The organism is Parabacteroides bouchesdurhonensis (genome assembly GCF_900186615.1).
GTDB lineage: Bacteria > Bacteroidota > Bacteroidia > Bacteroidales > Tannerellaceae > Parabacteroides > Parabacteroides bouchesdurhonensis.
In genome coordinates this window covers 3,610,342-3,631,880 of record NZ_LT896588.1, presented here as the reverse complement: position 1 = coordinate 3,631,880, position 21,539 = coordinate 3,610,342, and the positions used below count along the sequence as shown (strand labels likewise).

At 39.3% G+C, this 21,539-nt stretch carries 19 protein-coding genes; 10 read left to right on the top strand and 9 right to left on the bottom strand.

Going from position 1 to position 21,539, the window contains the following annotated elements; genetic code table 11:
- The first annotated feature begins 10 nt into the window (after positions 1-10).
- The 5 genes from C1721_RS15655 (at position 11) to C1721_RS15635 (ending at position 5,262) form a co-directional block, all read left to right on the top strand.
- Positions 11-544, top strand: a complete 534-nt coding sequence (locus C1721_RS15655) for a ferredoxin domain-containing protein (RefSeq protein ID WP_102409106.1) — start codon at positions 11-13, stop codon at positions 542-544.
- A gap of 43 nt (positions 545-587) precedes the next feature.
- Positions 588-1,859: a replication-associated recombination protein A gene (locus tag C1721_RS15650; protein WP_102409105.1), complete on the top strand. Its 1,272-nt coding sequence runs from the start codon at positions 588-590 to the stop codon at positions 1,857-1,859.
- A 133-nt stretch (positions 1,860-1,992) separates the two neighbouring features.
- Positions 1,993-3,060: a 3-phosphoserine/phosphohydroxythreonine transaminase gene (gene serC / locus C1721_RS15645; protein ID WP_102409104.1), complete on the top strand. Its 1,068-nt coding sequence runs from the start codon at positions 1,993-1,995 to the stop codon at positions 3,058-3,060.
- Position 3,061: 1 nt separating this feature from the next.
- Positions 3,062-3,985, top strand: a complete 924-nt coding sequence (locus C1721_RS15640) for an NAD(P)-dependent oxidoreductase (RefSeq protein ID WP_102409103.1) — start codon at positions 3,062-3,064, stop codon at positions 3,983-3,985.
- A 29-nt stretch (positions 3,986-4,014) separates the two neighbouring features.
- Positions 4,015-5,262, top strand: coding sequence for a DUF1015 domain-containing protein (locus C1721_RS15635; RefSeq protein WP_102409102.1), 1,248 nt, complete (start codon positions 4,015-4,017; stop codon positions 5,260-5,262).
- A gap of 115 nt (positions 5,263-5,377) precedes the next feature.
- Here C1721_RS15635 and galE read toward each other — a convergent pair whose 3' ends face one another.
- The 9 genes from galE to C1721_RS15590 form a co-directional block, all read right to left on the bottom strand.
- Positions 5,378-6,418, bottom strand: a complete 1,041-nt coding sequence (gene galE / locus C1721_RS15630; RefSeq protein WP_102409101.1) for a UDP-glucose 4-epimerase GalE — start codon at positions 6,416-6,418, stop codon at positions 5,378-5,380.
- 26 nt (positions 6,419-6,444) lie between these two features.
- On the bottom strand, positions 6,445-7,017 hold the full coding sequence (gene rsxA, locus C1721_RS15625) for an electron transport complex subunit RsxA (RefSeq protein WP_102409100.1): 573 nt from the start codon (positions 7,015-7,017) through the stop codon (positions 6,445-6,447).
- A gap of 18 nt (positions 7,018-7,035) precedes the next feature.
- Complete coding sequence (locus C1721_RS15620) at positions 7,036-7,620, bottom strand: RnfABCDGE type electron transport complex subunit E (protein ID WP_102409099.1); 585 nt, start codon at positions 7,618-7,620, stop codon at positions 7,036-7,038.
- The gene (locus C1721_RS15615) at positions 7,617-8,252 is read right to left on the bottom strand and encodes an RnfABCDGE type electron transport complex subunit G (RefSeq protein ID WP_102409098.1); all 636 of its coding nucleotides are present in this window, start codon (positions 8,250-8,252) and stop codon (positions 7,617-7,619) included. The genes C1721_RS15620 and C1721_RS15615 overlap by 4 nt, the downstream gene beginning before the upstream one ends.
- Before the next feature lie 2 nt (positions 8,253-8,254).
- Positions 8,255-9,226 (bottom strand): RnfABCDGE type electron transport complex subunit D, encoded by a 972-nt coding sequence (locus C1721_RS15610; RefSeq protein ID WP_102409097.1) that lies wholly within the window; start codon positions 9,224-9,226, stop codon positions 8,255-8,257.
- An 11-nt stretch (positions 9,227-9,237) separates the two neighbouring features.
- Entirely contained in the window at positions 9,238-10,569 is a 1,332-nt protein-coding gene (rsxC, locus tag C1721_RS15605) for an electron transport complex subunit RsxC (RefSeq protein ID WP_102409096.1), read from the bottom strand.
- Positions 10,570-10,585: 16 nt separating this feature from the next.
- Positions 10,586-11,518 carry a Fe-S cluster domain-containing protein gene (locus C1721_RS15600; protein ID WP_102409095.1) on the bottom strand — a complete coding sequence of 311 codons (933 nt, stop codon included), beginning with the start codon at positions 11,516-11,518 and terminating at the stop codon, positions 10,586-10,588.
- Between the two features lie 6 nt (positions 11,519-11,524).
- The gene (locus tag C1721_RS15595) at positions 11,525-11,944 is read right to left on the bottom strand and encodes a SoxR reducing system RseC family protein (protein ID WP_102409094.1); all 420 of its coding nucleotides are present in this window, start codon (positions 11,942-11,944) and stop codon (positions 11,525-11,527) included.
- Positions 11,945-12,045: 101 nt separating this feature from the next.
- Positions 12,046-13,620: a DUF3078 domain-containing protein gene (locus tag C1721_RS15590; protein ID WP_102409093.1), complete on the bottom strand. Its 1,575-nt coding sequence runs from the start codon at positions 13,618-13,620 to the stop codon at positions 12,046-12,048.
- A gap of 340 nt (positions 13,621-13,960) precedes the next feature.
- On the opposite strand from C1721_RS15590, the gene C1721_RS15585 reads away from it, so the two are divergent.
- The 5 genes from C1721_RS15585 to C1721_RS15565 all read left to right on the top strand — a co-directional run bounded on the left by C1721_RS15585 (position 13,961) and on the right by C1721_RS15565 (position 21,513).
- A complete protein-coding gene (locus C1721_RS15585) occupies positions 13,961-14,563 on the top strand; it encodes an HU family DNA-binding protein (protein WP_102409092.1) in 603 nt (200 codons plus the stop codon).
- A gap of 153 nt (positions 14,564-14,716) precedes the next feature.
- A complete protein-coding gene (locus C1721_RS15580) occupies positions 14,717-15,223 on the top strand; it encodes an RNA polymerase sigma-70 factor (RefSeq protein WP_234347542.1) in 507 nt (168 codons plus the stop codon).
- A 76-nt stretch (positions 15,224-15,299) separates the two neighbouring features.
- Positions 15,300-16,289, top strand: a complete 990-nt coding sequence (locus C1721_RS15575; RefSeq protein WP_102409091.1) for a FecR family protein — start codon at positions 15,300-15,302, stop codon at positions 16,287-16,289.
- 163 nt (positions 16,290-16,452) lie between these two features.
- On the top strand, positions 16,453-19,851 hold the full coding sequence (locus tag C1721_RS15570) for a TonB-dependent receptor (protein ID WP_234347534.1): 3,399 nt from the start codon (positions 16,453-16,455) through the stop codon (positions 19,849-19,851).
- A gap of 21 nt (positions 19,852-19,872) precedes the next feature.
- A complete protein-coding gene (locus C1721_RS15565) occupies positions 19,873-21,513 on the top strand; it encodes a RagB/SusD family nutrient uptake outer membrane protein (RefSeq protein ID WP_102409090.1) in 1,641 nt (546 codons plus the stop codon).
- Positions 21,514-21,539: the final 26 nt, after the last annotated feature.

The window sequence follows — 21,539 nt, the reverse complement described above, 5'->3', positions numbered from 1 at the left end:
TTAATAGAAAATGATACGAAACGAAAGAGAAATTAGACATGAGCTGGTACTGCAGGCTGCATATCGAATGATGACTGCCGCACGTACAGCTCCGAAAGGTAAAGGCGTAGATATTATTGAGATGGCTGTCGTTACGGGTGAAGATATACATAAGTTATCAACAGAAATGATACAATTGTCGGCTGAAACAGGCATGAAATTTCTGTTACGTGATGCTGATAATATATTATGTGCTGAGGCTGTTCTTATTATCGGAACGATGCAGAAAGTGCAAGGCTTGAATTGTGCGCATTGTGGTTTTCCTACTTGTAATGAAAAGCCTGAGCTAGTTCCATGTGCAATTAACTCTGTTGATTTGGGAATAGCTATTGGCTCAGCTTGTTCAATGGCTGCTGATTTACGAGTAGACTCTCGCGTTATGTTTAGTGCAGGTATGGCAGCCCAGCGTTTAGGAATGCTAGGGGAGTGTAAATGTGTTATGGCAATTCCTGTAAGTTCTTCTTCCAAGAATCCTTTTTTTGATCGTAAGCCAAAAGAACATTAAACTCTTCTTTGAAAAGTAAATAAAATATCCGACTTTTGTCAACATGATGAATCAACCGTTAGCAGAGAGATTACGTCCAAAAACATTAGACGATTATATTGGCCAGAAGCATTTAGTTGGTCAAGGAGCTGTGTTGAGAAAGATGATTGACGCGGGGCGTGTACCATCATTTATCCTATGGGGACCTCCGGGAGTGGGAAAGACAACCCTTTCTCAGATTATTGCCAATAAGCTGGAGGCTCCGTTTTATACGCTTAGTGCTATTAGTTCGGGGGTGAAAGATGTACGTGAGGTAATTGAAAAGGCGAAAAGCAATCGTTTTTTCAATACTGTATCGCCAATATTATTTATTGATGAAATACATCGTTTTAGTAAATCTCAACAAGATTCATTGTTGAATGCTGTTGAAACGGGAATGGTTACTTTGATTGGGGCTACAACAGAAAATCCTTCATTTGAAGTAATTCGTCCTCTACTTTCACGTTGTCAGGTCTATGTATTGAAAACGTTAGAAAAGGAAGATCTTTTGACATTATTAAATAAAGCAATAACAGAGGATGTAGTGTTGAAGGAAAAGAAGATAAAACTTATTGAAACAGATGCTATCTTGCGTTATTCCGGAGGAGATGCACGTAAGTTGCTTAATATATTGGAGCTGGTTGTTGCCGCTGAAGAAAGTGAAGAAATAGAAATAACGGACGCCAAAGTCGTAGAGCGTTTACAAGAGAATCCAGCCGCGTATGATAAAGGAGGGGAGATGCATTATGATATCATATCGGCTTTTATTAAGTCTATTCGGGGAAGTGATCCGGATGCTGCAATTTATTGGCTTGCCCGTATGGTAGCTGGTGGGGAAGATCCGGAATTTATAGCTCGTCGTTTAGTTATCTCTGCTTCGGAAGATATAGGTTTAGCTAATCCGAATGCTTTATTGTTGGCAAATTCCTGTTTTGATGCACTGAAAAAAATTGGTTGGCCTGAAGGACGTATTCTTTTGGCAGAGACAACGGTTTATCTGGCATGTAGTCCTAAAAGCAATTCGTCTTATTTGGCGATTGGTAAAGCGTTGGAATTGGTCGAACGTACAGGAAATTTGCCTGTCCCTTTACATTTGAGGAATGCTCCTACTAAATTAATGTCCGAACTGAATTATGGAAAGGAATATAAATATGCACATGATTACGAAAATCATTTTGTCAAGCAGGAATACCTTCCTAAGGAAGTGTTAAATGAGCATTTCTGGGTAGGGCAGGAGAATCCGGCTGAACATAAACTAATTGAACAAATGAAGCATCTTTGGGGCGATCGCTATTAAAACAGACAATTGATGTTGAAAACTGAAAAATCAATATAAAAATGTCGGTGAATAAGAAAAAATTCTTACATTAGCCGCCTGTTTTTTTGAAAACAAGTTACTTAAATTAATAATATTCTAAAATAACATTGGTATGAAGAAGCACAATTTTTATGCAGGTCCTTCTATCTTGAGCGAGTATACAATTAAAAATACAGCTGCTGCGGTAGAAAATTTTGCGGGTATGGGATTATCTCTTCTTGAAATTTCTCATAGAAGTAAAGAATTTATAGCCGTAAACGACGAAGCGCGTGCATTAATTAAAGAGTTACTGGATGTTCCTGCCGGATATGAGGTCGTGTTTCTGGGAGGTGGTGCAAGCATGCAGTTCTGTATGGTGCCTTACAACCTTTTGAATAAAAAGGCTTCTTATTTGGATACTGGTACATGGTCTTCAAAAGCGATAAAGGAAGCTAAACTGTTTGGCGAAGTAGAAGTTGTTGCCTCTTCTAAAGACAAGAACTATACATATATTCCTAAGAATTATACTATTGCGGATGATTCTGATTATTTCCATATCACGACCAATAATACTATCTATGGTACGGAAATGCGTAAAGATCCGAATGTAAAACAGCGTTTAGTTGCTGATATGTCTTCCGATATTTTTTCTCGTCCTATTGATGTATCTAAATATGATATTATCTACGCGGGTGCACAGAAAAATCTTGCTCCTGCCGGAGTTACATTGGCTATCGTACGTACAGACGCATTGGGACACGTAGATCGTCCGATTCCAACAATGTTGAACTATAAAACACATATTGAAAAAGATTCTATGTTTAATACACCTCCTGTATTGCCTATCTACGCTGCACTGCAGACATTGAAATGGTATAAGGAGCAAGGCGGTGTAGCTGCAATGGAAAAGAAAGACATGGAAAATGCTGCTATTCTGTATGATGAGATTGACCGTAACAAATTATTCAAAGGCACAGTTGCATCAGAAGATCGTTCTATTATGAACGTATGTTTTGTTATGAATGACGAATATAAAGAACTGGAAGATGAATTCAGCAAGTTTGCTTCTGCTGCCGGTATGGTTGGTATCAAGGGACATCGTTCTGTAGGTGGTTTCCGTGCTTCTCTGTATAATGCAATGCCTAAGAGTAGTGTAGAAGCATTGGTGGCTTGTATGAAAGATTTTGAAAAACAGCATTAATATGGCAAAGATATTAGTAGCAACAGATAAACCTTTTGCAGCGATAGCTGTAAAAGGTATCCGTGAAGTAGTAGAAGGAGCAGGAGATGAATTAATCCTGCTTGAAAAGTATGGCGAAAAGGCAAAATTGCTGGAAGCTGTTAAGGATGTAGACGCAATCATTATCCGTAGTGATATTATCGATGCGGAAGTATTAGATACCGCAAAGAATTTGAAGATTGTCGTTCGTGCCGGAGCCGGTTATGATAATGTAGATTTGGCTGCTGCCTCTGCTCATAATGTTTGTGTGATGAATACACCGGGACAGAACTCCAATGCCGTTGCCGAGTTAGCTTTTGGAATGATGGTAATGGCTGTCCGTAACTTTTACAATGGTACTTCCGGTACAGAGTTAAAAGGGAAAAAACTGGGAATCCATGCTTATGGAAATGTAGGACGTAATGTTGCTCGTATAGCAAAAGGCTTTGGTATGGAAATCTTCGCATTCGATGCCTTCTGCCCGGCTTCTGTAATCGAAGCTGATGGAGTGAAGCCAGTCACTTCTGCTGAAGAACTTTATACAATTTGTGATGTTGTTTCGTTACACATCCCCGCTACTGCAGAAACAAAAAACTCTATCAATTATGCTTTGGTAAATAAGATGCCTAAGGGTGGTGTGCTTGTTAATACTGCCCGCAAAGAGGTGATTAACGAGGCTGAGTTAATCAAGCTGATGGAAGAACGTGCGGATCTAAAATACGTAACAGATATTATGCCTGTTGCCAACGATGAGTTTGCTGCCAAGTTTGTCGGTCGTTATTTCTCTACTCCTAAAAAGATGGGTGCACAAACTGCTGAAGCCAATATCAATGCTGGTATTGCTGCCGCTAAACAGATAGAAGGTTTCCTGAAAGACGGTTGCGAGAAGTTCCGTGTTAATAAGTAATCCTTATAATATTTAAAACACACCTTATTATGGCTGTTATTAAACCTTTTAAAGGAATCCGACCTCCAAAAGATCTGGTAGAACAAGTTGCATCGCGTCCTTATGATGTATTAAACTCAGAAGAAGCACGTGAGGAAGCAAAAGGTAATGAAAAATCATTATACCATATCATCAAGCCTGAGATAGATTTTCCGGAGGGGACAGACGAACACGATCCGGCTGTTTACGAGAAGGCAGCAGAGAACTTTTTGAAATTTCAGGATAAAGGCTGGTTGGTACAAGACAATAAGGAAATGTATTACGTCTATGCCCAAACGATGAACGGTAAGACACAATACGGTTTGGTTGTTGGCGCCTATGTTCCGGATTATATGAATGGTGTTATCAAGAAACATGAATTGACACGTCGTGACAAGGAAGAAGACCGCATGAAACATGTTCGCGTCAATAATGCCAATATTGAACCCGTGTTTTTTGCATATCCTGATAATGCTGAACTGGATGCAATTGTGAAAAAATATACAGCTAAAGCTCCCGAATATGATTTTGTTGCGAAGCTGGATGGTTTTGGTCATACATTCTGGACGATTGATGATGAAGCCGATATTGTCCGTATCACGGAGCTTTTTGCAGCTATGCCAGCTTTATACATTGCTGACGGACATCACCGGTCGGCTGCTGCCGCATTGGTGGGTGCAGAAAAGGCTAAACAAAATCCGAATCATAGAGGCAACGAGGAATATAATTATTTTATGGCGGTTTGTTTCCCTGCTAACCAACTCACCATTATTGATTATAATCGTGTAGTGAAAGACCTCAATGGGTTGACAGATGCTCAGTTTTTGGATAAATTGTCTAAAAACTTTGTTGTCGAAGAAAAAGGAGCTGAGATATATAAACCAAATGCTCTCCACAACTTTTCCCTGTATTTGGGCGGTAAATGGTATTCACTAACGGCGAAGCAAGGAACCTATAATGACAGTGATCCGATAGGAGTGCTTGATGTTACAATATCCTCCAATCTGATATTGGATGAAATATTAGGAATTAAAGACCTGCGTTCGGATAAGCGTATTGACTTTGTTGGTGGTATACGTGGGCTGGGTGAATTAAAGCGCCGTGTGGATAGTGGTGAAATGAAGGTTGCGTTGGCATTGTATCCTGTTACCATGAAGCAACTGATGGATATTGCCGATACCGGTAATATAATGCCTCCTAAGACGACTTGGTTTGAACCCAAGTTGCGTTCGGGACTCGTCATCCACAAGTTATCCTGACTGGACAATTTCCCTACAGGGAATAATCGATGATAAAAGAGAGGGCGGATGATTCACAATGAATCTCCGCCCTTTTTATAATCTTCCTGTTTCTAACTTGAGTTCAGTTGTGGAATTATTGTATACCACGTTCTCTCAGTCTTTTTTGCCAGTTCCACGCGGATCTCAGAGTGTCTACAAGTGTTTCTTTAGCCGTCCAGCCCAACACTTTGTTTGCACGTTCCGGATTGGCCCATACCTTCTCGATATCACCCTCTCTGCGTCCTACAATTTTGTGGGGAACTTTAACTCCGGTTCCTTCTTCAAATGTTTTGATCAGTTCAAGAACGGATACACCGCGTCCGGTTCCCAAGTTGAACACTTCCACATTTTCGTCTGCCTTGTTCTGCAACATACGGTCCATCGCAATAACATGTGCCTTGGCAAGGTCTACCACATTGATATAGTCGCGTATACATGAACCGTCGGGAGTATTATAATCGTCTCCAAAGACGCTTAGTTCCTTGCGGATTCCAATAGCCGTTTGTGTCAAGTAAGGGATTAGGTTCTGCGGAATGCCATTAGGTAATTCTCCTATTTCTGCACTCGGATGGGCGCCTATCGGGTTAAAATAACGGAGTAAAATACTTTTGAACGGAGCACCTGCATGGATTGTATCCCGTATAATTTCTTCATTAATCTGTTTTGTGTTGCCATAAGGAGACATAGCGGGTTTGATAGGTGCGTCTTCCGTAACAGGCAGATTTTCAGGATCGGGCTGACCGTAAACGGTGCACGATGATGAGAACACAATTCCTTCTACGCCAAATTCAGGCATCAGTTCAAGCAGGTTAATCAGGGTAACGATATTGTTACGATAGTATTTCAATGGCATCTGAACAGATTCGCCAACGGCTTTGCTGGCTGCAAAAAGGATAATACCTTTAATACCCGGATGGGCTTTCAGTACTTCGCGTGTACCTTCTTTATCTTTCAGGTCCAGTTTGATAAATTCGGGACGAATGCCTGTAATCTTTTCGATGCCGTCAAGTACTTCTACGTTGGAGTTGGACAAGTCGTCGATAATGACAACTTCGTAGCCTGCATTTTGCAGTTCAACGGTAGTGTGAGAGCCTATGTAGCCTGTTCCTCCGGCTACTAAAATCTTCTGCTTCATTCTAGTGTTATTTAGATTGGTAATAATTATCCAATACCTGAGAATCCCATGAATGCCATGGCTAACAGACCTGCCGTGATTAATGCGATAGGAGTGCCTTTCATTCCCTCCGGAACGCGTGTCATAGCTAATTGCTCACGAATCCCTGCAAAGATAACTAAAGCTAGCGCAAATCCAATAGCAGTTGATATTGCATATACTACAGACTCCAATAAATTATACTCTTTTTGTATTACAAGGATGGCAACACCCAGAATACAGCAGTTGGTGGTGATCAGTGGGAGAAATACACCCAGGGCTTGATACAAAGCCGGCGAGACTTTTTTCAGAATGATCTCCACCATCTGTACCAATGCCGCAATAATCAGGATGAAGCTGATTGTTTGCATGAAGCCAAGATCAAATACGTCCAGAACGTATTTTTGCACCAGAAATGTTACAATCGTCGCTATAGTGAGTACGAAGGTAACAGCGGCTCCCATGCCTGCAGCCGTTTCTACTTTCTTGGAAACACCCAGAAACGGACAGATTCCTAAAAACTGTGCCAGTACTACGTTGTTTACGAATACAGCGGCTATAAATATAAGTATATATTCCATGTTGTTCGTGTTTTATAATCAAGCCTTGCGGAGTTTATCTACAATAGCAATTAAATATCCCAAAGCGATAAATGCACCCGGGGCCAATACAAAGATCAGTGAGCCATATTCTTCGGGCATGAAAGCGAATCCAAAGAATTTGCCTGTTCCCAACATCTCACGGATGGCTCCCAGTAATGTGAGTGCCAATGTAAATCCTAGTCCCATGCCGATACCGTCGAAAATGGAAGGAACAATACGGTTCTTAGCCGCAAATGCTTCGGCACGTCCTAACACAATACAGTTTACTACAATCAGAGGAATGAATAATCCCAAGCTGGCATACAGTGCCGGAACGAATGCTTCCATACACATCTGTACAACGGTTACAAACGTAGCGATAACTACAATGTAAGCCGGAATACGAACCATATCAGGTATCAGGTTTTTCAGGGCTGAAATTACAAAGTTTGAACAGATTAGTACAAACATCGTAGCCAATCCCATACTCATACCGTTTAGCGCGGAAGAGGTTGTACCTAATGTAGGACACATACCCAGCAATAAAACGAATGTGGGGTTTTCTTTGATGATACCATTCATCAATATTTTCATATTGCTCATTTGTCACCTCCTTCTTCTTCTTTAATTTTAGTAGTGGCACCGCTTGTACTGTCTGCTCCTCCTTTATAGGCACTGTATGCACGGTTAACAGCATCCAGAAATGCACGGCTGGAAATTGTAGCGGCAGTAATGGCGTCTACGTCTCCACCGTCTTTTGTCACAGACAAACCGCCGTTAGACAATGAACGGCCTATTATGCTTTGCTTGTTCTTATCCGTACGGAACCATTCTTGCATCTTCGAACCTAAACCGGGTGTTTCGGAATGTTGCAACACGGAATAGTTTATTAATTTGCCTTGGGGATCGAAACCGGCTATAACTTTTATCTCTCCTCCAAATCCTTTCTTCGTGTTGCTTTCTACGGCGGCGCCGACAAATTTGCCGTCTTTCATTGCCGGATAGATTGTAAGGGAATCACCTTCGGAGGTAGGAGCTTTGTAGGCTTCTTCCGTCGGGTTATTGTCAAATTCCGGAACTACTTGCCGGATAGCATTTTGTAACGCGGCTGCTTTAGAAGCGGCAATCGGGCCTGTGGTGTACATATTTACACCTGCTAGTATTGCTCCTGCTGCCAGACATATAATAGTCAGCGACAGAAGCATATTTAGTAATGTTGATTTTAACTTTGCCATGCTTACTTCCCTCCGAAATGTTTAGGTTTGATATAACTGTTAATTAACGGAGTAAATGCATTCATAATCAGAATAGCAAAAGACATGCCTTCCGGATATGAACCGAACAGGCGGATTACTGTGGTTAGGATGCCTATACCTACACCGTAAACAAGCATGCCATTTTTACTCATTGGAGATGTTACATAGTCAGTCGCCATAAAGATAGCTCCCAACATCAAGCCTCCGGATAGCAGATGGACGAACGGGCTTGCATATTGTACCGGGTTAACCAAATGCATGATGCCTGTAAATACAAAAACAGTTACAAGGATGGATATTGGTATATGCCATGTAATGATCTTTTTCCATAGCATGTAAAGAAGCCCCAATATTAATGCGATGGCACTTACTTCACCTAAACTTCCTCCCATATTTCCTACAAGCATGTTGCTTATGCTAGGCAATTTATCTAAAACGCCTTCATTCATTAATGACAATACTGTTGCTCCCGTAGTGGCATCTGTATATGTCATTGGAAAAACGTTTAATGCGTCAACTACCGGCCATGTAGTCATCTGTGCCGGAAATGAGATCAACAGAAATACACGTCCTACCAATGCCGGGTTAAAGATATTGTTACCAAGTCCTCCAAAAGACATTTTACCAATACCGATAGCTGCCAATGCCCCGATTATGATGATCCATGCCGGGAGATTTGATGGTAAGTTAAAAGCGAGTAGCACACCTGTTAACAAGGCTGAACCGTCGCATAATGTCGGTTCCTTTTTCATCAGGAACTTCTGGATCAGATATTCAAATGCAAGGCAGGATACTATAGATATAATTGTAACAATCAGTGCCCCGAGCCCAAAGAAATAAAGCGATACTAGGAAAGCCGGAACAAGGGCAATCAGTACACCGTACATGTTTTTGCTTATGCTGTCTCCTCCGTGTATATGCGGAGAAGGCGATACGTATAATTTGTTTTCCATATTGCTCTTTTTTATGACTTTCTTGCTCTGATAATACCCATCACTTTACCTTTACCCATACGGATATAATCCAGCAACGGGCGGTTAGCCGGACAGGTATAACTACATGAGCCACATTCTATACAGTCTGTTATATAATCCTTTTCTGCTGTTTCCCAGTTTTCAAATACAGTGGAGCGCATTAAGAAAGCCGGATTGAGTCCCATAGGGCATACATCTACACATTTGGCGCAGCGAATACAATCGTGCATAGGTTTGCGGATGGATTCTTCTTTATTTAGAATAAGTACACCGGAACTGCCTTTAGTAACCGGAACATCTGCGCTTACCAATGCTTTTCCCATCATAGGGCCACCTCCTATAATCTTACCTGTGTTTTCGGGAAGCCCGCCCGCAGCATCTATTAACGCTTGAATGGGTGTTCCTATACGTACTAATAAGTTGGATGGACTAGTAACGGCTTTACCTGTTACCGTAACGACACGTTCAAAGAGAGGTTTGTTTTTTTGTACAGCTTCATATACTGCGTATGCAGTACCTACATTTTGAACAACTGCTCCGGCAGAAATGGGCAACGCTCCGCTTTTTACCTGACGGCGAATAACTGCATCTATTAATTGTTTTTCGCCTCCTTGCGGATATTGTACTTTCAAAGGCATGATTTCTATTCCGTTGAAATTAACTGCCAGCTTTTGTAAATGTGCAATGGCGTCCGGTTTGTTATTCTCAATACCGATAATGGCTTTATTCACATTTACCGCTTTCATCAGCAGACTTACACCTACCAATATTTGTTCTCCTTTTTCCATCATCAGGGAATGGTCGGACGTCAGGTATGGCTCACATTCTACAGCATTGATAATAACTATTTCTGCTTTGTTTCCCGGTGGAGGAGTAAGCTTTACCTGAGTAGGGAAGGTTGCGCCCCCCAAGCCTACGATTCCGGCTGTGGCGATTTTATCTACTATTTCTTTTGCCGAAAGGGAGCAATCTTTCACTAGTGTTTCGCTACGGTCTATGGAATCTTCCCACTCATCTCCTTCTACGTCTATATATATAGCGGGACGTCTATAACCGCTTGCGTCAAGTGCGTTATCTATTTTATTTACTTTGCCGGAAACCGAGGAATGGATATTTGCCGATACAAAACCTCCGGCTTTAGCTAGCAGCGTACCGACCTTTACCTGGTCACCCTTTTTGACGATAGCTACTGCCGGTGCTCCGATGTGCTGCCCTAATGGTATAATAACCTGCTTAGGTATAGCCAATGCTGTGATCTTTTTACCGGCAGACAGTTTATTCTCGGGTGGATGTATACCTCCGATTCGAAATGTCCTGAGCATACTATTAGATTTTATTTTAGTTTATTTTTTCTTTTATCATTTCTTGCTGCGGAGCTACAGTTTCTTTTGCTTCCTGTGCTTTTTCTACCGGAGCAGGTTTTGCTGCGGAAGCTTTTGCCTCTGTTGTTGCTTCTTTTTTAGGTGGAAAATTTAACTCATGGATTGCCCCTGTAGGACAAACCGCTACACATTTACGACATAAACGGCATTTTGTGTAGTCGATATAAGCTAAATTGTTTGTTACGGTAATTGCTTCGAACGGACATTCCTTTTCACATTTTCCGCAACCGATACATGCGTTGGAACATGCTTTCCGGGCAATAGCCCCTTTGTCTTTGTTTACGCAACTTACATAGATACGACGGGATTTCGGCCCCTTTTTCCGTAACTCGATAATACTCTTCGGGCAGGCTTTTACACAAGCACCACAAGATGTGCATTTATCTTCATCCACTTCTGCTAATCCGGTTTCAGGATTGACATGAATAGCATCGAAATTACAAACCTTTACACAGTCTCCATAGCCTAGACAGCCAAAAGAACAACCTGTTTCTCCTCCGTATAGTGTAGAGGCTATGGCACAACTTTGTGCCCCGTCATATTGGTTGGTGCGAGGACGGGCTGAACATGTTCCGTTACAACGAACAACGGCTATCATAGGTTCTGCGTTTCCTGCTTCTTTACCTAAGATAGTCGCAACTTTATCCATTACCGATGCACCGCCAACCGGACAAAGGAGTCCGTCTAAAGTATCGGCTTTTACGCAAGCTCCGGCAAATCCGGCACATCCCGGAAATCCGCAACCTCCGCAATTTGCACCCGGCAAAACCTCCTGAACCTGTGCTATACGGGGGTCTTCGTACACTTCAAACTTCTTGGAGGCGGCGTAAAGAAACAAAGCACCGACTGCTCCAATAACTCCTAATGAAATAACGGCAATTAAAATCATGATATGTTATTGATTAAGTTTTTTCAAAGTAAATATGAATCGTTTTTTTAGTTTATCGCGTAAAAAGTATAATATACAATAATATACTGCTAATAATGTAAGACTACATATTCCACTGGTGGCTTCTTTCCATAATAAAATGTTACCTGTTGCAATGATTGCAACTATTAAAATCAGCGGAAAGATAAATGCCAGCAATACGGCTTGAAGCCCTAATGAACTTTGCCCACAAATAATAACGTTTTCGTTTACCGAAAATTTACCGGAATAGTCGGGAACTTCAATAATTTTATCTTTGCTTTCAGATGCTGTGCACATCGATTTGGCATGGCATCCGGAACAAGCCGACTGCTGTGTTATTCTAACAAAGACGAGGTTTCCTTCTATCTTTTCAATTACCCCGGTATGATTTATGTTATTGCTCATATTTGTAATCTCGACATTGCAAAACCGAGGCAAAAATAGTTATTATTTAGATATTATGTCACTATTAACAAAGTTTATTATGAGAATACTTATATCGAAGCTTACCATTTGTAATTAAATCCGAAACTAAGTAGCTCATTAACCTGGAAATAACTTTTGAAGTCATCTGTACGAGCTACGCCGTCATCATATCGAACTTGTAGATTTATACGAGTAGAGAAGAAGCGACTGATCTGTAAATTCAATGTGTTTTCAAATTCGCTGTTTATGCGATGATAACTGGTAAAGTACACAAACCGGGATGTCCAACTTACATTGCGGTTGAAACTGAATACCATATTTGCCTCTACTTTGGAACCTATCTGGTTCAATACATTATTATATAGATTTTCTCCTTCAGGAACTTCTCCCTCTTTCTGTTTAAAACCGTGACGGGCCAGATCCATATTATTGCTTTTATTTGTACTGTACATAAAGTCATATGAAACAGGAGCGATGTTTACTGATAATTTCAATTTTTTATGTCTTTCCTTAAATGACTTTTCCAAGTCGTATTTCATACCGAGACCGATATTGATAGACATTGGAGAAAGGAATGCGGCCAATATCTTTTCACTGTTCTGAGCGAAGTTCTTTATCATCTGGGTTTTGAAAGTAAAGTCTAATGTATAGTACCATTTATTGAATGCTTTGTAACCAAAGTTGCTATGCAGGCGCAATACATCATCATTTACCTTATAAGCATGTACTGTATCTATAGAACTAGGCAGAGTGTTCATGTTTAATTTTATCTCCATCTCATTGGTGAGGCGGATTTTATCTTTGTTGTAATCATATTTGAAGTATTGGCGGGTTGTCATATTCAGGTTGCTGTTACCACCATTGCTCCAGTTTTTGGAAATATAGTTTTGTGCGAACTGTATGGTGCTTTCGAAACCGGAAGTCCAGTAACGTCTGGAAGGAATGAATTTGTTAGGTCCGGAAACGTCATTGAGGTCAGCCTCGGTTTCAATTTTTAAAGCAAGATCCTTTTCATAGGTCTTTTTTACTATTTCTTTTGTTTTGACAACATCCTTTGGAAGGTCTCTCAATGAGTAACGGAAATAGGTAGGATAATTATTTTCTACATATTGATGTGCCTGCTCTTCAAACTTTCGTTCGGCCAACTCTTCTTTAAAGATAGTGTCGGTTTGTATTAAAGGTTTAATTAGCTTTTTCGTTTTAAAAATGTCTTTATCTATGAAGTTCAAATCTTTTGGCAAGTATTCTCCCCTGTAAATAACAGGGAGAAATAATGGGTTTACGATAATTGTATCTTTGAAAGTCATGTTTTCGTTAAAAGTAGTGGAGGCATCCCGAACCAAACGGGCCCAATACATCGCTTCATCCGATACATTTAATTCATCCTTCTTCAAAAAGCGGAGAAGACTTGCGCTTGGGGCGGTTGGTGCTGTATAGGTTTTATTTTGCTTCTCGAATTGAGAACGCAAATCTATTACTTTGTCAAGGTCTGCATCATCTATTTCTACAGGAGGGATTGTATCTGTTGTTACCTGCGTTGATGTTGGTTGTATAACTTCATTTGTAAGGATATTAGATTCCTGTGCATTTACAGTGAAATGAGCAACAAATAATGATCCCAATAAAATAGATATGCTGTACCCTTTCATTATCATAATTTATTTACAATTGTTTGCTATATTGGTTGCAAAATTAGCCAAAAAGAATTATATCTACTAATCTTTTACATCATAATAACAATCTTTGTATTCAGATGATTTAGCTTATATTGCTACTTGCTTTATTTAGTTCCCTTCTTTTTAATTTAATCCATTGCATAATTTAGCAAAAAATATCCGGATATTTATTCTTTTGACCTAGGTCGAAATTAATTTTGAGCCAGGACGAAATTGATTTTGAGCCAGGTCAAAATTGATTTTGGGCTTGCTCAAAAGAATAATAATTTGTATCTTTGATGATAATATATCAAGTATAAACTTTTAAATAGTTCCGTTTATGTGCGCAAAATATGCTTTCTATAAGAAACCACCTCTCAAAGGAGCTTCCGAGGACAGGGAGTTGTATGCTAAAGTTGTTAGTTTTAAAACTGTTAAAGCAGACCGTCTTGTCCGTGAAATAAGTGACATCAGTTCTTTCTCTCCTGCAGATATAAAAGGAGTCTTGTCTGCTCTTTCCGAACGCCTGGCATTCCATCTTAAATATGGAGAAAATGTGGAATTGGAAGGAATCGGGTATTTTGGCGTAACATTAAAGAGCCCGAAAGGGGTAACATCTCCAAAGCAGATACGCGCGGAATCCATCTCTTTTAATAATGTTACGTTCCGTTGTTCGAAAGAATTGAAAGAACAATTGAAAGTTATGCCTTTGGAGCGGGCCGATAATTTACCTAAACGTGAGTATTTATCCGATGAAGTTCGCCGCAACAATATTCTTACCAAACTGAAAGAAAAGAATTTTATTTCCAGTACGGACTGTATGATTTTCAATATGTGTACTCGTTATCAGGCGTTGAGGGACTTGAAATATCTTTTTGAACAAGGCTTGATCGGTCAGGTGGGAAGAGGAAGGCAACGATATTACCGGTTGCTGGAAGCATAGTTACAGATACTAAAGCCTTAAGGATGAATATATTTGACGTTTTTTGAAGGGAGAAATACGTCTTTTTATAACCTTAGGCCTTTTTAATCGGATACCTTTGTAAAAAAGGTTATGTTTTGCCTGGCTGCGAAATAGAAGACTATACAAATTAAAATGGTTATTGATGAAAAAAAATTTCGTGAAATTTATGACGAGTACTACAATTATTTATGTCATAACCTTAGTTTCTATACGCATGATGTGGGAACTATAGAAGATGTTGTTCAAGAAGTTTTTGTGAAATTATGGAATGAACGGCATCAGCCGATAGATAATTTAAAGGTATACCTGTCTGTTTGTGCAAAGAATAAAATGCTGAATCACCTGCGTGATGAACAAAACCGGAAAAATATATTGAATGTTTGGGCTAAGGATGCAAATGAAACGTTGAAAGCTAATGATTGCATAGATAAGAAAGAATTAGCATGGGTGCTGCTTCAAGCTATTGAATCCCTTCCTCCGAGGTGTCATGACATCTACTTATTAAGTAAGGAAGAACAAATGCCATATAAACAAATAGCTGAATTTTTACATATCTCTGTCAAAACAGTGGAGGCTCAAATGGGAATAGCTATACGCCGGATTAAAGAATTTGTAGCTGCTTATTATGTCATAAAATAATCTTTTGAAAAAATACAACACCTCTTAAGGGTTTTGCTTATAGTTATGTGTCCTAATAATAAACGAAGAAAAAAAGATGGACCATAACGAAATTCCATATGCGATAATTGCAAAATACTTTGCCGGAGAAATAAATGAAGAAGAAGGTGTTTTGTTGGAGAAGTGGAAGAATGCTTCTCCTGAAAATGAGGATACACTGAATAGTCTCTACCTTCAATGGGATGGATTGCCTCCGTTGCCGGAATCTGTTTTTCAAGAAGGTAAATCGGGTACGTGGGAAAGAATTTTAAATGATATTAAGCCGGATAAGAAGATATATTATATTCGGTGGACAATTGCTGCAGCAGTAGCCGCTTTTCTGATAGGCCTGTATATTCCTTATTTTACGAAATCTTTCAATAATGATATTGTTAATCCTTTATCCCAGACTGTTTTTATAGCTCCTTCCGGCCAAAAATCACACATAATATTGCCCGATGGAACAAAAGTGTGGTTGAACTCCGATTCCAGATTGACTTATTCAACTTCATATAATATGGAAGATAGAGAAGTTTATCTGGAAGGAGAAGCTTATTTTGATGTAGTGAAAAGTGAATTGCATCGTTTTATTGTGAAAACGGATGTTGTAGATGTAAACGTGTTAGGTACGGAATTTAATGTTTCAGCTTACCCTGAAAATAGTATGGTGCAAGTTTTTTTGACCCGGGGAAGTGTGCGGTTGGAATCTGCAAATAATGCCTCTTTCCTGACGATGCTTAAGCCTGGAGAAAAAGCGGAAATATTAAAATCGGGGTTACGTTGTACTGTTTCTTCATGTGATGTAGATACGGAAAGTTCGTGGAGGTTAAATAAATTACATTTTGAAGGTGCTTATGCCTATGATGTATTTAAGAAAGCGGAACGTTGGTATGGTGTTAAATTCCATATAGAGAATGAAAATAAAGAATATCGTTATTGGTTTACCTTGAAAACGGAATCGTTGACGGAATTGCTTCAATTAATAAATAAAATTACTCCGATAGAGTATGAGGTAAAAGGAGAGGAGGTGACATTAAAATATAAATAGTTATTTTATGGATGAAAAAAGGTATGAGAAACGCCCATTTCTCATACCCTGAATGCATAACATATACTCCGTTTAGCAAGGTTTACTGTATTGTATTACAGTAAAGAAGGAGTGTTATTTGTGCAAAGATACAATTTTTTCGGTTAACTTAAATCTATTCACAATGTTTAAATTAAGAAGAATGCTATTCATTGTCTGTATATTGACATTGATATCGGCGGTGAGCTTTGCACAGACCGCTACTGTGGATTTATCCTTTCGGAATACCACATTGAAAACACTATTGTCGGAAATAGAGAAACAAACAGATTATACATTCATGTACCATAATGATATAGATCAGGAACAGCCTGTGTCTATTCAAGTGAAAAATGAATTATTGGAAACTGCTTTGGCAAAGCTATTTACTCCTTTGGGAATATCTTATGAAATTGCGAATAAACAAATCGTACTAAAGAAGAAATCAGCTAGTGCGCCTAAGAAACTCACTGGGATTATTCGTGATGAACAAGGTATTCCTGTTATTGGTGCCAACGTTATTGAGAAGGGAACCACAAATGGAACTATTACGGATATCAATGGTGAATTTGCTCTTAATATGGAAGGGAGCGGAATAATACAGGTTTCTTATATAGGTTATAATACGCAAGATGTAAAGGTTGGGCCGGATAATACTATTGATGTTCGTCTGAAGGAAGATACTCAGGCATTGGATGAGGTGGTGGTAGTTGGATATGGTTCGATGAAAAAGAGAGATTTAACAGGGGCTGTTTCACAATTAAAAGGTGATGACATAGCTAATCTGCCTCTCAGGAGTGCATCAGATGCTTTACAGGGAAAAGCAGCCGGTGTTACTATTACTTCTACTTCGGGAAGCCCCGGTTCAATGGGGACGGTTCGTATACGTGGAGTGGGCACTATCAATAATAATGACCCACTTTATGTGGTGGACGGATTACCTCAAACTGAAATCGGATGGTTGAATCCCAGGGATATTGAAAGTATGGAAGTCTTAAAGGATGCTTCCGCCCAGGCAATATACGGAGCACGTGCTGCGAATGGTGTTATTTTGATTACGACAAAAAGGGGGTCTGCCGAATCCGTTTACAAGTCATCTCTGGAATTTGATATGATGGTTGGATTTCAGAATGCGGAAAAGACGTATGATATGTTGGATGCTGAAGGATTTATGAAGTATAAGAATATGGCTTATGAAGCATCTAATAAACCCTTGTTGGATGACTTCTCTACACCTGAAAAACGGGAAGCAATTCTTACATTTTTAGAAAGAAACGGTAGTCGTGCCGGTACAAATTGGTGGGATGAGATTAAGAATCCAAATGCAATATCACAGACATATAATATTTCTTTGTCAGGAGGTATTGATAAATTGCGTTATCGTTCCAGCTTTGGATATATGAAACAAGATGGTATTGTTAAAGCAACCGATTATGAACGTATATCCGGGCGTGTAAATTTGGACTCGGATGTGTTTAGTTGGCTGAAGGTTTCTTCTAATACTAACGTGATATATGAAAGCCGTCGCAATACAAAAGAAAATGATGCGTATACAAGTACGGTGTTTTCTGCATTAACGGCGGATCCTATTACTCCTGCATATCGTAATAATCTGATGGATATTCCTGATTTTTTAGAGAGCAGGATTATGGATGGTTATGAACCTACTAACCCGTTTTCTCAATATACGGGTGTGTTGTATTCAAATAAACCGAATCCATTAGCCCAAACAGACCGGTTGGGACAGAATAGATGGAAGGGATTACAATTGAAAGCTAATGTTTCAGGAGAAGTGAAATTACTTCCGTTCTTGACTTTTAAGTCCAGTATAGGATTAGACTTTATTCGTGCTGCAAGTGATAGTTTTTCTCCTAAATATTATTTGAATGCAACAGATCAGATTTCAGATGCAACAGTCGGGCGCAGCATTGCCCAAACTGACTATTGGGTTTTTGACAACTATTTTTCTTATAGTGATAAATTTGGTAAACATACGATTTCTGCAATGGCTGGTATGTCAGCTGAGAAAAATCGTTATGAAACGACCACAACATCTAAACAGGGTTTGGTTAATAACGATAAAAGCCAGCAGATTCTGAATGCAGCGACAAAGAATCCTGCTTCATCCGGAGCAATAACCATTAAGACACTAAATTCATATTTTGGCCGTCTTTTCTATTCTTATGCAGACAAATATATGGTTACGGCTAATATACGCTGGGACGGTTCTTCTAATTTTGCAGCAGGAAATAAATGGGGCGTGTTTCCTTCCGTATCCGGTGGATGGTACTTTAGTGAAGAATCTTTCGTCAAAGAAGCTGTGGATAGCTGGCTTTCTCAAGGAAAGTTTAGAATTGCGTGGGGGGAAATAGGAAATCAGAATATAACGACTTCCGGCGCTTATTTGACTACGTATGCAAATGATCGTTATTATATGATAGGAGAACCGCTAAATCCATGGTTAAGCGGTGGACGCTCAAATGTTGGTAATCCTGATTTGAAATGGGAGACTACCCGTCAATTGGATTTCGGACTTGATTTGGCTTTTTTCAATAATGCATTGAAGTTTAATATTGACTATTTTGATAGAAAAACCTCTGACATGTTGGTACAAGTACCGATTCCGGCATCAGTTGGTTTACCGAATACACCTTGGAGTAATGCTGGTAGTGTGAGAAATAGAGGGTTCGAATTTGTAGTTGATTACCAAGGACAGATCGGGCAAGAATTTCGTTATAATATAAGTGGAAACTTATCTACTTACAGAAATGAGGTGCTTAGTCTGGGAGGCGGTACTAATATACCAGGTAAGACACATTTGGGAAATCAGGTGAATACAATGATTGAACCGGGTAAGCCTATTGGTTATTTTTATGGATATAAAATGGATGGTGTATTTCAGACTCAACAGGAAATAGATAATTATAAGGGAGGACCGGATAATACGGTTATTATGCCAAAGGCCGAACCGGGCGATTTAAAGTTTATAGACTTGAATAATGACGGAAAATTGGGAGAAGAAGATCGTACAATGATAGGTAATCCTCATCCTGATTTCACTTTTGGTTTGACTTTGGGGGCTGAATATAAGGGCTTTGATTTTTCTGCATTTTTTCAGGGATCAGTTGGTAATGATATTTTGAATATTCTAAAGTATGATATTTATTCCGGAACAGGATGGTATAATGCTCCGAAGGATATTTTTGATAAGTTTTGGACTGGTCCAGGAAGTACAAATGAAAATTTTGCAATTAGTGCAAATAGCCGTGATAACCTGACTATGTCGGAATGGTATATAGAGGATGGTTCTTATGTGCGTTTGAAAAATCTGACAATTGGATATACACTTCCTGATAGTTGGACAAAGAAGATTACGGTTCAGAATCTGAGATTGTTTGTTGCTGCACAAAATTTGTTTACAATTACAGGATACTCAGGGTTGGATCCTGAACTAGGTAATACAAATCCACAATTTATGGGAATTGATATGGGATGGTATCCTCAGGCACGTTCGTTTATGTTCGGCATAAGTATGAAATTATAACCTTAAGTTAATAAAGACGATATGAAAACATTAAAATATATTAGTAGTTACTGCTTGGTAGTGTGTAGCCTGTTACTTGCAGTTAGTTGTTCGGATGCGTTTTTGGAAAGACCTCCGTTGGGTTCTTTAGATGATAATACATGGCTGAATACGGAAGATGCCGGCCAGAAAATGTTGTCTATGTGTTATACTCCTATGTTGGCAGGGAACGAATATCAAGGTTTTAAATATGAGTTTTTTGATTGTATAACAGACGATATGCATAAAGGAGGATCTGATGCTGCCGATAAGATAAGAATTACGGATATAGCCAGAGGAAATCCTTTGACATCAGCATTATTGTTGGAAAGAGTCTGGAATCATCGTTTTCAGGTAGCAATTTCCCGTTGTAATGTGCTGTTGGAAAATATAAAGTTGGAAACGCCGCTTATTCAAAGTGGTGGAGCCTATGTTTCTAAAGAAGAAAAAGCTCGTTGGATAGCGGAAGCTCATTTCTTGAGAGCGTACTATTATTTTGATTTGATGATGATTTTTGCTAATGTGCCTATTATTGATAAACCTTTAAATGCGATAGATAAAACGACAATTACGCGTGCTCCGATGTCTGAGGTTTATGATTTTATAATGAAAGACTTGGAAACCGCATTGGCTGAACCGAATATTCCCTCAGCAAAAAAACTGCCTACCTCTGAATTAGGACGAGTAACTCATGAAGCTATATATGCGTTCAGAGCCAGAGTGGCATTGTTTAATAAAGATTATCAATTAACAAAATCGGATTGTAAGAAAGTGATAGATTCGGGAGCTTACGAATTGGTTCCGAATTATGAAGATCTGTTTAATAGTGTGGAAAAAGGATATAAGTCTAAAGAATGTATCTTTATGACTTATAATAGTTATAATCCTCCTTATTCAAACGGAAGCCCGTCTCTGATCTTTTTTGTGGGAAGAGGTCCTACCGGAGGATGGGGTGGAGAAGTTCCTACTTATGATTTGGTGAATGAATATGAAGCGAAAGATCCTCGAAAGGTTCATACAATTTTATCTCATGGCGATATTTTTATGAAGAAAGACGGAAATCAGGAGGTTCATGATTATACCGGTTATGATAACTTTACAAAACTACAGAGCCGTAAGCATTATGTGGATCATTTCAGAAGGCCGGATGCCGGTTTACAAAAAACAGACTGGTCATTCTTTCACATAAGATACGCAGATGTTTTATTAATGTATGCGGAAGCATTGATTGAATCTGGTGAGAATTTGCAAGAAGCTGTCAATGTTTTGAATAAAATACGGGAAAGGGCATTTTTAACCACATCTCCAGTGGATAATTATGCTGTTTATCGCGAGTTTAATATTGAAGATCCTGTTACAAAGGAGGAGTTTGAGGCAAATTATAAAGTGAAACTGAGCGATGATTTGCGAAAAGCCGTTCGGCATGAACGTAGAATAGAGTTAGCTGCCGAAGGTCAACGTTTTTATGATTTGATCCGATGGAATATCTTCGTTGATAAGATAAGGCAGTTTGCAGGAACGCCGGAGGGTATTGCTTCGGAAAAAGGGTTGAATATTTCTGATAAGACATGGCCTTATCCAATTCCACAGTCTGAGATAGATAAAGTAGGAGGGGCTTTATTGCAAAACGACAATTATAAATAAAGTGGATTCTTAATAAAGTTGCTTCT